Here is a 13,968-nt window from a genome sequence, read left to right as displayed (position 1 = left end):
TATGTATTAACCACAGGAATTATAAACATATGAAAAGAAGAATTAAAAAAGTGGCTGTAATCGGTTCTGGAGTTATGGGATCGGCTATTGCATGTCATTTTGCCAATATTGGTGTTGAGGTATTGTTAATGGATATTGTTCCCAATGCTTTAACTCCGGAAGAAGAGAAAAAAGGGTTAACCTTAAATGATCGTGCAATTCGCAATAAAATTGCACAAACGCATTTGACCAACGCATTAAAATCAAAACCTGCTCCTATTTATACGCCTCGCTTTGCGGATCGTATTACAGTAGGAAATCTCGAAGATGATTTATCGAAGATCAAAGATGTAGATTGGATTATTGAGGTCGTTGTAGAGCGATTAGACATAAAGAAATCTGTCTTTGAAAATATCGAGAAATACAGAAAACCAGGCACTTTAATTACTTCAAATACATCTGGAATTCCGATGAAGTTACTCGTTGAAGGACGTTCAGAGGATTTCCAACAACATTTCTGCGGAACACACTTCTTTAACCCGCCACGATATCTCCCTTTATTTGAAATTATTCCAGGACCACACACTGCTCCTGCTATTATTTCTTTTTTCCAAGATTACGCGCGTTTATTCTTAGGTAAAACTCCCGTTTTATGTAAGGATACTCCAGGGTTTATCGGAAATAGAATTGGGGTATACTCTATGGCTATGGTGATGCAACTAACACAAGAAATTGGCCTGACTATAGAAGAAGCGGATACCTTAACGGGTTCTTTCTTAGGTCGTCCTAAAACTGGGACATTCAAATTGGGCGACTTAGTTGGATTAGACACTGCGATTAACGTAACAATGGGATTAAAACAAAACTGTCCTGCGGATGCGATGATCCAAGAAGTCAAAGACAATAAAGCACTAAATTTCTTATTGGAAAATAAGTTTTTAGGTGATAAAACTAAAAAAGGATTCTACTATAAAGAAGTAGACAAAGAAGGGAAAACAAATCGCTTTGCCCTAGATTTAAACACATTAACATACAGACCTCTTGAACGCGCTAAAATCGAAGCAATCGAAACAGCGAATCAAGCGGGCGGCACAAAAGCCAAATGGTCTGTGCTTTTAGCGGATACAGGAAAAGCAGGGCAATTAATTCGCAAGCACTTCGCTTCTCTATTTGCTTATGTTTCTCAACGTGTGCCTGAAATTACCGATACGCTTTTCTCAATTGACGATGCCATGCGTACGGGTTATGCGTGGAAATATGGACCTTTTGAAACGTGGGATGTTTTAGGCTTACAAAAAGGTATTGACTTAGTTGAAAAAGAAGGTTACCAAGTAGCACAATGGGTGAAAGACTTAGCTGCTACGGGTGCTACGAGTTTTTACAAACTTGAAAACGGCAAAAAATTGTTTTACAATCAAGAAAGTAAAACATTCGATGCTATTCCAGGACAAGATGCTTTTATCACGCTAAACAACATCCGCAACACCAACAAAGTATGGGGTAATAGCGAAGCTACCCTACTCGATTTAGGTGACGGTATTGTAAACTTGGAATTTCATTCGAAAATGAACACGATTGGCGGTGGTGTTTTGGCTGGATTAAACAAAGCAGTCGAAATTGCCGAAAGCGATTTCGAAGGATTAGTAGTAGGAAATCAAGGTTCTAACTTCTCAGTTGGAGCGAATTTAATGATGATCTTTATGATGGCAGCTGAACAAGATTGGGATGAACTTAACATCGCAATCAAAATGTTCCAAGATACCATGATGAAGATGCGCTACTCTTCAATTCCAGTTGTAGCTGCTCCGCATGGGATGACTTTTGGCGGTGGATGTGAATTGAGTTTACACGCCGATAAAGTTGTAGCTGCTGCAGAAACGTATATTGGATTGGTAGAGTTTGGTGTAGGATTAATCCCTGGTGGTGGTGGTTCTAAAGAAATGACTTTAAGAGCTTCGGATTTATATCGCAAAAACGATGTTGAACTCAACACCCTTCAGGAGCACTTCTTAACGATCGGAATGGCAAAAGTAGCTACTTCAGCAGAAGAGGCTTTTGACTATAATATCCTTCAAAGAGGAAAAGACAAAGTTGTTGTGAACAAAGACTTACAATTGGCACAAGCTAAACGAGAAGCTTTAATTATGGCACAAGCGGGTTATACGCAACCAGTTAAACGCAAAGACATCAAAGTATTAGGTCGTCAAGCATTGGGTATGTTCTACGTTGGAACAGATAGTATGATGGCTGGTAAGTATATTTCAGAACACGATCACAAAATTGCTAATAAATTGGCTTATGTGATGGCAGGTGGAGATTTGTCTGAAGCTACATTAGTATCAGAGCAATACTTACTCGACTTAGAACGAGAAGCCTTCTTATCCCTATGTGGAGAACGCAAAACCTTAGAGCGTATTCAACATATGCTAAAAACAGGTAAACCTTTGAGAAACTAATTAACTACTAATTACTGAAACATGAAAACTGCATATATAGTAAAAGGATATAGAACAGCTGTAGGTAAAGCTCCTCGCGGTGTTTTTCGATTTAAAAGACCCGATGAGCTAGCAGCAGAAACCATAGAATATTTAATGAATGCGCTTCCTGAATTTGACAAATCTCGCATTGATGATGTCATGGTAGGAAACGCAATGCCTGAGGCGGAACAAGGCTTAAATATGGGACGCTTAATCTCTTTGATGGGATTAAAAGTAGACGATGTTCCTGGAGTTACCGTAAATCGCTATTGTGCCTCTGGAATTGAAACCATCGGAATGGCGGTTGCTAAAATCCAGGCGGGAATGGCTGATTGCATCATCGCTGGTGGTGCAGAAAGTATGAGTTATATTCCCATGGGAGGATATAAACCAACGCCAGATTACGGGGTAGCCAAAGCAGGACACGAAGACTACTATTGGGGAATGGGACTCACAGCGGAAGCTGTTGCCAATGAATTTAACGTTTCTCGTGCAGATCAGGATGAATTTGCGTATCAATCGCATATGAAAGCCTTAAAAGCACAAGCAGAAGGGAAATTTGCAGATCAAATTGTACCAATCACTGTAGATGAAGTATTTGTGAATGAAAAGGGAAAAAGAGAAAGTAAATCCTATATCGTAACACAAGATGAAGGACCGCGTGTGGGAACTTCTGTTGAGGCTTTGTCTAAACTTAGACCTGTATTTGCTGCAGATGGATCTGTAACGGCTGGAAACTCTTCTCAAATGAGTGATGGTGCTGCTTTTGTTATGGTCATGTCTGAAGAAATGGTCAAAGAACTCAATATTGAACCGATTGCTCGTATGGTTAACTATGCCGCTGCTGGTGTTGAACCGAGAATTATGGGGATTGGACCGATTAAAGCAATTCCCAAAGCACTTAAACAAGCAGGATTGCAATTAAAAGACATTGATTTAATTGAACTAAATGAAGCTTTTGCTTCTCAATCTTTAGCCGTTATTCGAGAATTGGGTATTAACCCCGATATCGTCAATGTCAACGGTGGAGCTATCGCCCTAGGACATCCTCTTGGTTGTACTGGAGCTAAACTATCTGTCCAGTTATTTGATGAAATGAAACGTCGTGGTTCTAAGTATGGAATGGTAACCATGTGCGTAGGAACAGGTCAGGGAGCGGCTGGAATATACGAATTGCTATAATCAACAATTAACCATAAAAAAAAACAAATCATGAATACAGCTATAACAAGAGGAGGTCAATACTTAATAAAAGAAACACTTAGTGAAAATATCTTTACTCCTGAAGATTTTTCTGAAGAACAACGCATGATGCGTGATTCGGTAAAAGAATTCATTGACAAGGAAATTTGGCCGAATAAAAATCGCTTTGAAAACAAAGATTATGCATTCACGAAAGAATGCATGCAAAAAGCAGGTGAGCTAGGTCTTTTAGGTGTAGCAGTTCCTGAGGCTTATGGTGGATTAGAAATGGGATTCGTATCAACCATGTTGGTATGTGATTATATTTCTGGTGCAACAGGCTCCTTCTCTACTGCTTTTGGAGCACATACGGGAATTGGAACAATGCCAATCACCCTATATGGAAATGAAGAACAAAAGAAAAAATATGTTCCTAAATTAGCAAGCGGCGAATGGTTTGGTGCTTATTGCTTAACTGAACCCGATGCAGGTTCAGATGCCAATTCAGGAAAAACGAAGGCTGTTCTTGCTGAAGACGGAAAATCTTACAGCATTACAGGACAAAAAATGTGGATCTCCAATGCGGGATTCTGTAATGTATTTATTGTTTTTGCTCGTATTGAAGATGACAAAAACATCACCGGATTCATTGTAGAAAATGATCCTGCTAATGGTATTTCTCTAGGAGAAGAAGAACACAAACTGGGTATTAGAGCCTCTTCTACTCGTCAAGTATTCTTCAACAACACAAAAGTACCTGTTGAAAATATGCTTTCTGAACGTGGAAATGGATTTAAAATTGCCATGAATGCGTTGAATGTTGGACGTATTAAACTAGCTGCTGCATGTTTAGATTCGCAACGTCGATTAATTACAGAAGCAATAAAATATGCTAATGAACGCATTCAGTTTAAAGTGCCTATTTCTTCTTTTGGTGCTATCCGCACAAAAATTGCTGAAATGGTAACGAATGCTTATGTTGGTGAATCAGCCTCTTACCGTGCTGCGGGTAGTATTGAAAAGCGAATCAACCAACGCATCGCTGAAGGTAATACACACCAAGAGGCAGAATTAAAAGGCGTGGAAGAATTTGCTATTGAATGTTCTATCCTAAAAGTAGCCGTTTCTGAAGATGTACAAGCTTGTACGGATGAGGGAATCCAAATTTTTGGTGGAATGGGATTCTCAGAAGATACGCCAATGGAAAGTGCTTGGAGAGATGCTCGTATCTCTCGTATCTACGAAGGAACAAACGAAATTAACCGCATGCTTGCCGTTGGAATGCTCATCAAAAAAGCAATGAAAGGACATGTAGACTTGTTAACTCCTGCCATGCAAGTAGCTGATGAATTAATGAGTATTCCAAGCTTTGATACACCAGATTACACTGAACTGTTCACAGAAGAAAAAGAAATGATTGAAAAGCTTAAAAAAGCCTTTTTAATGGTAGCAGGAAGTGCCGTTCAAAAATTTGGTCCCGATTTGGAAAAACACCAAGCTTTAATGATGGCCGCTGCAGATATGATGATCGAAATCTATATGGCAGAAAGTGCAATCTTGCGAACTGAAAAATTAGCAAAAAGCAAAGGACAAGAACTTGTTCAAGAAGAAATTGCGATGGCTCAATTATACTTATATCACGCTGTTGATATCGTTGCACAGAAAGGAAAAGAAGGAATCGCTTCTTTCACAGAAGGTGATGAACAACGTATCATGCTTATGGGATTAAGAAGATTTACAAAGTATGTAAATCTACCGAATGTAAATGCTCTACGCGAATCTATTGCTAAAAAGGCAATAGAAGCTAACGAATATGTTTTCTAAAGAAAACGAACGATTGGTTTAGTTTGTTAAAAAAAAGACCGCTTCTTTCATTTTTTGAAAGAGCGGTCTTTTTGATTTATTGTACCCAACAAATAATTATGATATTTTAATACAATAATCAAATATTCTAATTGCCAAAAAACAACATATTTTGCATGTTTTTTATAAATAAATACTAAAATACACAATAAAACACCTTAATTGAAGTAATAAATATAACTTTAGCCTACAAAACAAGGAACAAATGTATAGTAGAGATTTAAATAGGCAAGGATTATTTACGAGCAAAGGAGAAAAAAAAGAATTCATCATTACAAAGCTGCACCACAGCTTAATGCGCATGGGTAGTTATACAACGAAAATGCACAAGAATGACTTTTTTCAGATCATTTATATTACAGGAGGAACGGGAATTCAATACATCGATCTACAAGCCTATGAGGTCAAGCAAGGAGATGTTATTTTTTTAAATACATGGCAACAACACAGCTGGAGCTACAACTCTACCACACAGGGGTATATCTTGAGTTTTTCTCCTAGCTTTATCACGCAGTTTGTTTCGGATCATTTATTTGTACACAACTTACCTTATTTTAAGCGATTTACCTCGCATCATTTGTTGGAACTGAAATACGAACTCAGCGAATGGATACAAGACACTATGGATCGCATGCACAAAGAATACGAAACTGAAAACGGTGAATACTTAAATTTAGTTCGCGCTTACTTGTTGGAGATTTTATTGCTTTGCGAGAAAGAAATTGACAAAGCTGAGTCTAGTAATAGCAATCATGCGAAATCTAATGAACTCGTTAAAGCGTTTGAAGCTCTTATTGACAAGCACTTTTATGAGTATCGATTTCCAAAAGAATACGCTAAAGTGCTACTTGTAACACCAAATTACCTCAATGCATTATGTCAAAAAATAAAAAACAAATCCGCTGGAGACATGATACGAGATCGAATTCTCATCGAGTGTAAACGCCTTCTCATTCATACGAATTTATCTGCCAGTGAAATTGCCTATCAATTAAACTTCAAAGACAATTCCTATTTTTCTAGATTCTTTAAAAAGCATATCGGCATTGCTCCGGATGAGTTTAGAAGAAAATAGTTCGTTGTGTGGTTTGGCGGTTTGTTGTTTATCGTAGAAACTCACCGCCTCAACGATAAACTCAACGCCTCACCGCCTCAACATCTCAACATCTCAACATCTCAACACCTCACCAAACAACGAACACCAGCCCCTTACAACTCCCAACTTCCAGTAGCATCATACCAAAGTTTTCCTTCTTTGACTTCAAGAGGAGATTTAAAGTTATTGGTATACAAAGCACCGGTACCCAGACCTTGAGGCATTGGATTATCAAGTGTAAATGTCCACTGTGCAATAGCGTTTAAACCGATATTACTCTCCAAAGCAGACGTAATCCACCAATCGATTTTTAGTTGCTCTGCAATTTCGATCCACTCTAAGCTCCCTTTAAATCCACCAACTAAACTCGGCTTCAAGATAATATACTGCGGGCGAATTGCCTCAAGAAGAGCTACTTTATCAGCATAAGACGTAACACCAATCAACTCTTCATCTAGCGCAATGGGCAAAGCTGTCGACTGACATAGTGCGGCCATTTGCGGCACTTGATGCTGTTTTATGGGTTGTTCGATACTGTGAAGCGATAATTGGGCCAACTGTTGGAGCTTAGTTGGAGCATCTTCTACCGTAAAACCTCCATTAGCGTCAACTCGTAATTCAATTTGTTGTGCTGTGAAATGTTTTCGGATATACTGCAATAAGCTCAGTTCAGCTTCAAAATCAATCGCGCCAATTTTCAACTTTACACACGTAAATCCTTGCGTTATTTTTTCATCTATCTGCTCCTTCATAAAGGCTTCTTCCCCCATCCAAATTAATCCATTAATGGAAATTGCTTCTTTTCCCTCTACAAAAGCAGACGGAAAGAGAATAAAGGGATTTACACTTTCGAAGGATAAAAAAGCCTGTTCTACACCAAACTGAATAGAGGGCCAATCGCGTAAAGCTTCCCATAGCGATTCTTTGCCCAAGTGAATGTGCTCCACGACCCATTGTAGTTTAGCTTCATAATCAGGACGGTCATCAAAACTAAGAGAGCGCAGTATACCGCACTCTCCTATTCCAAATTTATCGTTTTCTTCAATTTTAAGCAACCAAGTTTCTTTTTCTGTCATAACACCCCTTGATGTGCCAGAAGGTCGCTTAAAACGCAAAATATGCTTGCTATACGTTGCTTTCATCTTATTTATAAAGTTAAGCTTTCACCAATACGCAAAAGCATCAAGTCTTTTCCTTTTTCAAAGAATTTGCGTTTCGCCTCTTCGTGATCAATTTCGATATAGCCAAAAGTATCAAAATGATAACCAAGTACTTTATCACATTTTACAAAATCAGAAGCGACAACAGCTTCTTCTACCCCCATTGTAAAATTGCTTCCGATAGGCAAAATAGCCAAATCCAAATCTGTAAACAGGGGGATTAACTTCATGTCCATCGTCAGAGACGTATCTCCAGCGATATAAATATTTTTGTTTTTACTTTCAATCACAAATCCTCCAGGTTGTCCTCCATAGCTTCCATCAGGAAACGAACTAGAGTGAATGGCTGGTGTATATTTTACCTTTCCAAAATCGAATTGCCAGCTTCCGCCGTGATTCATTGGATGCGCATTAAATCCTTTCGCTTCGTAGTGCCCTGCTATTTCAGCATTAGAAACAATAACAGCTTCTGGATTATTTTTGGCGATCAGTTCAACATCGGCAATGTGATCTCCGTGTGCATGTGTCAAGAGAATATAATCTGCTTTTATTTCATTGACGTTGATTTCTTTTGCTGCAGGAAGTGGATTTCCTGTAATAAACGGATCTACAATTACGTGAATATCTTCAATCTGGATGCCTAAACAAGCATGACCGTAATACGTTATTTTCATAATTTTTATTTTATAAGATTAAAGCTAAGGAAAAAAGTACAGAAACAAAAAAAGTGCTTAGTGCAACAACTTTCATTTGACTATCTAATTCTCTTGGTTCTGTATTATTTTGAACAAAAAATAAATGCTTGATCAATGGAATATAGGCAAGGATAAACGCGTAATTCCACCAAGCTTTTTCGCTGTGCAACGCATATACGATAAATGCGGCTAAAGCAAAGAGAATAATGAAATAGTGATAGCGTTTGGCCTTTTGACGCCCTAGCTTAACAGCCAGAGTATTTTTGCCAACTACTTTATCTGCATCTAGATCGCGCATGTTATTAATATTCAAAACGGCAATACTCAAATTTCCAACAGCAACTGCAGGCAAAATAACCCAAAGATCGATTGATTGTCCGTAGAGATAAAAGCAACCGATTACGCTAACTAGTCCAAAAAAGATAAAGACAAACAAATCACCTAATCCACGATATCCATAAGCCGATTGTCCTACGGTGTATTTAATTGCGGCAGCCACACAACTAATGCCCAAAACAAAGAAAAACAAAGAAGTAAAAAAATGAGCGCTACCAAAGGCAAGGTAAATTAATATCAAGGCAGAAACTAAAGATAGTCCAGCGGTAAAAATTATTCCCTTTTTCAATTCTTCTTTCTTCAACAAACCACTTTGCAATGCACGTTGTGGACCTAGTCTATTTTCATTGTCAGTTCCCTTCACTCCGTCTCCATAATCGTTGGCAAAATTCGACAAGATCTGAAACAGTAAAGTAGTCAAAATAGCGAAGAAAAAAATGAGGTAAAAATTAGGATGATGAGCATAGAAAGGAAAAGCACAAGCAGTTCCGACAATGATTCCTGAGATCGATAAAGGTAAGGTGCGCAATCTTGCAGCAGAAACCCAAGTTTTGGTTTTTGACATATGAAGTAAACTTTCAAAAAAACAAATAGTACACTCTGACTATTTCAGCAAAATTAAGGATAAAAATTTTGTAAACACACAGCTAGATTTTATTTGTCTAGTTGAGGTATATAGTCGTGTAGTTAAGCATTCATATCGGCGCCTTCCTTAGCTGTTAATATCACTTAAAGTATTACTTAAGATAAAAGTACCTAACAGTTTTCATCACCACTTAAAAGTACGTATTTTGCCTTGCTTATTTTTAAACTACATCTAGTTAAAGTAAAACAATTCAACCTAAACTTATAGATAAAGTAAAGATTTGCAATATTTTAGAAATCAACTATTTAATATTTTCAAAAACAACACATAACTTAAAGTTATATATTGTTTTTGGTGTTTAACGGATATAAATCGATACAAAAAAACCTCAGTTACGAATTTAAGCACAATAAAGTTACGTTTTAAAATTAGGCTATTTTATTACTCAATTAAATATTTGCTTTTCGAAAAAAGTCTTTATTTTTTTAAAAAAAATGTACTTTTATTTCTTTAAAATACACCCTACTAAAAGCTCAAATTCAGTTGTATTTTCTTCCAATTAAAGGGACTTCGTTGGTATTTTTAATTTCTTATACTCTTCCCCTCACGCTTAAAACACACACGCTAAAAGAGATAAAAACTGCTATTTTGATTACTCATTTCTCCTCGAAAAAATCAGAAGCAAGAGCAAAAAAAACATAGTAATTCTGATAGTTTGCTTTCCATTTACTCTAAAACAAATGAATATTAAATTCATTAATTGGGGTAAAAACACACCTTATTTACGCGGTGTATCTCTGCTCATTTTACGCTGTAATTACAAGAAATAAAGCTCAACAAAGAGCTAAAAAACAACGTCAAAAAGATTGGATTATATCAACAAAAAAGGCGAAAATGATGATCATTTTCGCCTTTTTAAATTCTTGTTATTTTCTAGTTTTTACTGTTTTTTCAAACGGTAAAGCTCTGCCATATTACCTGTGATTTCATTTCCATCTTGGTCTAAAAGCAAGATACTTCCTTCCTCAACAGCAGCGATTTTTTTACTTCCATCTTTTGAAGTAAGTGTAATTTTGCTTCCTGTAGCATCCCATTCAAACGTTCCTTCAGACTCAAAATGACCATCTTTTTTCTCTTGATAATGGTCTACGATTTTGAACGTACCGTCTTGTTTCAGTTCGATTGTTTCGTCAATTCCAGGACAATCTGCACAAGGAATTGTACCTTTATAGGTACCCGCCCAGTCTAAAGATGTTTTTGAATTATCCGCAATTGTTTCTGTTGGAACTACTTCTTCTACTGCAGTTTCTGTCGATTCTTTTACTTCTTTTTTACAACTTGCTAATGTTAAAACACCTAAAGCTGCGATAAAATAGATTCTTTTCATAGGTAAATTTTTTTATTATTCTCCCTCAAAATTACAACATATTTTCTACACTTCTACATTTTTTAAAACAAAAAGGATACAAATATTTTTATTTTACACAAAGTATTACTAATTATTTATTTTTTTATACTTTAAATAAACCTCTTTATCTTTGGATTGTAAGAGTAAAGTATCATTTTCTATCTTGTATTCTTTTGCCTCACCCAATACTTGCATATAAACTAAAGGCTTAACTCCTGAACAGTACTTTAAAGTTGACGCCAACCCTTTGTCTAATAAGAGTGAAGTATCTGTAATACTTTTTATAGGACCTCGATACACATTACAACCATTATTTCCGAAAATAATCATAGCCTCTGTATCAATGACCAAAAAAGGTGTTTTTAACGGAAAAAGGTCTTCTAGTTTTTCATCCGTCATTTGGCGAAATTTAATCTCTACTAACTCCCATTCTCCAGCTATTTCGCTTGCATTTGTTTGTATTGTTTTTGTGACTTGATCTGTTTCTTTTTCAACGGCCTGACTCTTACATCCTAAAGTAAGTAAGGTCGTAGCAAGCAACAGTATTGAACATCCTTTTTTCATTTGTTTTATTCTATTAGTTTTAAATCTTCATCATATAACCCTATTAACACGCTATTTCCGTGCTGATCTACTCTTAAACCGCCGTATTTAGCTTTGTCATATAAAGTGTCTTTCTTTTCTTGGAAGAAATAACTTTCTGCTCCTACAGCAAGTGAAAATCCATCCCAATTAAAGTATTTTATGGGTAATAGCGAATCTTCTTTTACCGTTGGAAACTCCTGACTAATACCTTGAAAGCTCCCTACCTGTTGTTGGTTCACCCCTAGTATTATATATCCTCTTTTGTGTAGGTTTTCTCTATCAATTTGCGTTGCACGCAATTGCTCGTTTATGGCGTAATTCAATTGCATATAATCTCCTTGTATTAAAGATCTGGGATCTACAGGAGCTAGAGGTAATAAAACTAACTTTCCTTCTTTGATCGTGTCTTCTTTTCCTCTCACTGCACATAAGAAAAATATACCAAACAAAACGAGCGTGATGACAATAACTATATTTCTCTTATTTTTCACGATTCCAACGATTATAAATTAAAAATCCTCCTAAAAAAACCACTCCACATCCCATTAAAATAAGGGACTTTACTAGCAAACTTACCTGTAAGTAATAGTAGTAACAGATTACAGAGATTAAGAGCATAAGAATGGCCATTATTATTCCTTTTTGAAAGCGATAATGGAAGGACCAAACTAAAAAGAACAAGCTGATAGTCAACGGTACTCCAAATCCATTCATAACAGAAGAAAGTAACAAAATTACTGCAGCACTTAATATAATAACGATATTTCTTTGTTTAGATGATAGCTTTTCAAGTCCTTGTTTCAGGGTAAAATACGTCAGACCAAGGAGAATTATTCTGACAAAGACATAGTAAATTTGATGTCCAAGCTCATTATAAGTTGCATATCGGTTGTGATTTAGCCAACTTGACGGTTCTATAAAGGCTAAATTATCTAACATAATATCTATAAAAATCACTGCAACACCTGCATGTAACAACGCGTTGTACTTTTGATTTCCAAACGCACTTCCTGTCCTCAGTTGTACTTCTTTTGTAAAGAGCAGATATACGCCAATGAAAACCACCCAAAACAATGCCATACCAACATAGCCTAAATGGAGTGTTCCCAATAAAAAAACAAGACCATAATACAAGCTAATTAAAGAGAGGAACTGTATGATTTTACTTTTAAACACAACAAATCCAATGGCGCTAAGTACAACCACACCTAATAAATTGCCCTTTTCACTCCAATCTAAGTCGATACAAGCCGCAATCAGGCAGGCAAAAGCACTGATATAAGTTGCGACAAAAACACCGTCTCTCAAGGCTGGTTCTGTTTTTTTGTTCCCTAAGAAACTCAGTGCATATAGTAGCACACCAAAAAAGGAAAAACTTAGATAACCCAAAGAATCACCTATCGCAAGAAACAAAAAGCCAAAGAAAAACCCCATAGCTAATAAACTCCCCGATAACGCTACTACTTTTAAGAAAATATATTTAATCGAATTTTCTTCTTGTATGCGCTGTGTTACTTGTTCGTCTACGACCACACCTTGATCCTCTACTTGGCGAACCAACTCACTCCATGAACTACTCTTCATACTTCCACTGTTTTGATTTGTTAGACACGAACTTAATAATGAAAAAGATAGCCCCTATTGCATAAAGCATATAAATTAATAATCCTTCCGCTGAGTCTTTAAATAATTTCATCCAAAGCATTAACCCACAGCTAACTACTGCAATTAAAGCATAGGAAAACAAATAAATTTGTTTCTGCATCCACCCTACTGCAAAACCGCCACCAATAATTAATAAAGCAAGTAACAGCATCCAAAGCGCACCTTGTAATTCTTTGGGTTGATAATTTGCGTCATTCGTAAACAACCAAATACCGAATCCTATGGTTGCTAGTAAATAAACCACAACAAGTTGTAATTGCGTATACAAATTTCCAATCACAAATGTTCGGTGAATCCCTTTTATCTTCGGCAATACTAAAAGAATAAAATTAGCCAACACTAAACAAAGGATTCCCACAAAAACAGAGTCAACTTGCAAGCGTTGTACCATTGCTAAAATAAGCGTTGTATTCGCTAGAATACTGAAAAACAACCATTGATAAGTCGATTGACTAACGATCGTCAAGGGCGTTACAACCAACAACCAAGTTAGAAACAAGTCATAGGCATTGGCACCTGTTTGATAGGTCTGTCCAAAGACAGCGAGCAACACACCAACAAGTACAGAAGTAGCAATGAGACATATTTTGTTTATAGATTCTTTTACTCGAGTTGTTATCGAAAAATAGGCACTACAGACAATCGCACTTCCTACAAGAATAAACTTGACATTTGCAGGCATATGATCCCAATTAAATGCAAAGAAAAAGAGTACTCCACTTACAAAAAAACCTATACCGCAGGCTAATAAAGTATAGTATCCAAAATCTTTCCATTGGTTTGAAGAAGCTACACCGTGCTGCTCATAGAGTACGTTAAAGTCCTCCTCACTTATAGTGGAGTGTTCTTTCAATAAAAACAACTCCTGCTTGTTTATTTTCTTTTCTTTCATAACACTTGTATAACAACCAAAAAAGAGCAATGTTGCTCTTTTTT

General features: G+C 36.6%; 12 protein-coding genes. 4 read left to right on the top strand and 8 right to left on the bottom strand.

Going from position 1 to position 13,968, the window contains the following annotated elements; all coding sequences use genetic code 11:
- Positions 1 to 29 precede the first annotated feature (29 nt).
- The 4 genes from H4K33_RS00865 to H4K33_RS00850 all read left to right on the top strand — a co-directional run bounded on the left by H4K33_RS00865 (position 30) and on the right by H4K33_RS00850 (position 6,576).
- A complete protein-coding gene (locus H4K33_RS00865) occupies positions 30 to 2,435 on the top strand; it encodes a 3-hydroxyacyl-CoA dehydrogenase/enoyl-CoA hydratase family protein (protein WP_182646617.1) in 2,406 nt (801 codons plus the stop codon).
- 21 nt (positions 2,436 to 2,456) lie between these two features.
- A complete protein-coding gene (locus tag H4K33_RS00860; protein ID WP_182646616.1) occupies positions 2,457 to 3,638 on the top strand; it encodes an acetyl-CoA C-acyltransferase in 1,182 nt (393 codons plus the stop codon).
- Between the two features lie 30 nt (positions 3,639 to 3,668).
- Complete coding sequence (locus tag H4K33_RS00855) at positions 3,669 to 5,462, top strand: acyl-CoA dehydrogenase family protein (protein WP_182646615.1); 1,794 nt, start codon at positions 3,669 to 3,671, stop codon at positions 5,460 to 5,462.
- Between the two features lie 244 nt (positions 5,463 to 5,706).
- Complete coding sequence (locus H4K33_RS00850) at positions 5,707 to 6,576, top strand: helix-turn-helix domain-containing protein (RefSeq protein ID WP_182646614.1); 870 nt, start codon at positions 5,707 to 5,709, stop codon at positions 6,574 to 6,576.
- A gap of 134 nt (positions 6,577 to 6,710) precedes the next feature.
- Here the strand turns inward: H4K33_RS00850 and H4K33_RS00845 are convergent, their stop codons facing one another.
- From H4K33_RS00845 to H4K33_RS00810, 8 genes are all read right to left on the bottom strand, one after another.
- Positions 6,711 to 7,739, bottom strand: coding sequence for an o-succinylbenzoate synthase (locus H4K33_RS00845; protein WP_182646613.1), 1,029 nt, complete (start codon positions 7,737 to 7,739; stop codon positions 6,711 to 6,713).
- A gap of 5 nt (positions 7,740 to 7,744) precedes the next feature.
- Positions 7,745 to 8,431: a metal-dependent hydrolase gene (locus tag H4K33_RS00840; protein WP_182646612.1), complete on the bottom strand. Its 687-nt coding sequence runs from the start codon at positions 8,429 to 8,431 to the stop codon at positions 7,745 to 7,747.
- A 10-nt stretch (positions 8,432 to 8,441) separates the two neighbouring features.
- The gene (menA, locus tag H4K33_RS00835) at positions 8,442 to 9,353 is read right to left on the bottom strand and encodes a 1,4-dihydroxy-2-naphthoate octaprenyltransferase (RefSeq protein WP_182646611.1); all 912 of its coding nucleotides are present in this window, start codon (positions 9,351 to 9,353) and stop codon (positions 8,442 to 8,444) included.
- A 961-nt stretch (positions 9,354 to 10,314) separates the two neighbouring features.
- Complete coding sequence (locus H4K33_RS00830) at positions 10,315 to 10,761, bottom strand: copper resistance protein NlpE (RefSeq protein WP_182646610.1); 447 nt, start codon at positions 10,759 to 10,761, stop codon at positions 10,315 to 10,317.
- Positions 10,762 to 10,869: 108 nt separating this feature from the next.
- Positions 10,870 to 11,346 carry an META domain-containing protein gene (locus tag H4K33_RS00825; protein WP_182646609.1) on the bottom strand — a complete coding sequence of 159 codons (477 nt, stop codon included), beginning with the start codon at positions 11,344 to 11,346 and terminating at the stop codon, positions 10,870 to 10,872.
- Between the two features lie 5 nt (positions 11,347 to 11,351).
- Positions 11,352 to 11,858, bottom strand: coding sequence for a GDYXXLXY domain-containing protein (locus H4K33_RS00820; protein WP_182646608.1), 507 nt, complete (start codon positions 11,856 to 11,858; stop codon positions 11,352 to 11,354).
- Positions 11,848 to 12,951 carry a DUF4401 domain-containing protein gene (locus H4K33_RS00815; RefSeq protein ID WP_182646607.1) on the bottom strand — a complete coding sequence of 368 codons (1,104 nt, stop codon included), beginning with the start codon at positions 12,949 to 12,951 and terminating at the stop codon, positions 11,848 to 11,850. Before H4K33_RS00815 ends, H4K33_RS00820 begins: the two co-directional genes overlap by 11 nt.
- Complete coding sequence (locus H4K33_RS00810; RefSeq protein ID WP_182646606.1) at positions 12,941 to 13,924, bottom strand: DUF2157 domain-containing protein; 984 nt, start codon at positions 13,922 to 13,924, stop codon at positions 12,941 to 12,943. The genes H4K33_RS00815 and H4K33_RS00810 overlap by 11 nt, the downstream gene beginning before the upstream one ends.
- Between the last annotated feature and the right edge of the window lie 44 nt (positions 13,925 to 13,968).

Source organism: Myroides sp. WP-1, assembly GCF_014145635.1.
Taxonomy (GTDB): domain Bacteria; phylum Bacteroidota; class Bacteroidia; order Flavobacteriales; family Flavobacteriaceae; genus Flavobacterium.
The sequence above is the reverse complement of the archived record's forward strand: the minus strand, read 5'-3'. Positions and strand labels throughout refer to the sequence as shown.

Bases quoted from the DNA above. Each gene is read 5' to 3' on its own strand.
- H4K33_RS00865 (WP_182646617.1), top strand. From the start codon at position 30: ATGAAAAGAAGAATTAAAAAAGTGGCTGTAATCGGTTCTGGAGTTATG.
- H4K33_RS00825 (WP_182646609.1), bottom strand. From the start codon at position 11,346: ATGAAAAAAGGATGTTCAATACTGTTGCTTGCTACGACCTTACTTACT.
- menA (WP_182646611.1), bottom strand. From the start codon at position 9,353: ATGTCAAAAACCAAAACTTGGGTTTCTGCTGCAAGATTGCGCACCTTA.
- H4K33_RS00815 (WP_182646607.1), bottom strand. From the start codon at position 12,951: ATGAAGAGTAGTTCATGGAGTGAGTTGGTTCGCCAAGTAGAGGATCAA.
- H4K33_RS00855 (WP_182646615.1), top strand. From the start codon at position 3,669: ATGAATACAGCTATAACAAGAGGAGGTCAATACTTAATAAAAGAAACA.
- H4K33_RS00850 (WP_182646614.1), top strand. From the start codon at position 5,707: ATGTATAGTAGAGATTTAAATAGGCAAGGATTATTTACGAGCAAAGGA.
- H4K33_RS00840 (WP_182646612.1), bottom strand. From the start codon at position 8,431: ATGAAAATAACGTATTACGGTCATGCTTGTTTAGGCATCCAGATTGAA.
- H4K33_RS00810 (WP_182646606.1), bottom strand. From the start codon at position 13,924: ATGAAAGAAAAGAAAATAAACAAGCAGGAGTTGTTTTTATTGAAAGAA.
- H4K33_RS00845 (WP_182646613.1), bottom strand. From the start codon at position 7,739: ATGAAAGCAACGTATAGCAAGCATATTTTGCGTTTTAAGCGACCTTCT.
- H4K33_RS00830 (WP_182646610.1), bottom strand. From the start codon at position 10,761: ATGAAAAGAATCTATTTTATCGCAGCTTTAGGTGTTTTAACATTAGCA.
- H4K33_RS00860 (WP_182646616.1), top strand. From the start codon at position 2,457: ATGAAAACTGCATATATAGTAAAAGGATATAGAACAGCTGTAGGTAAA.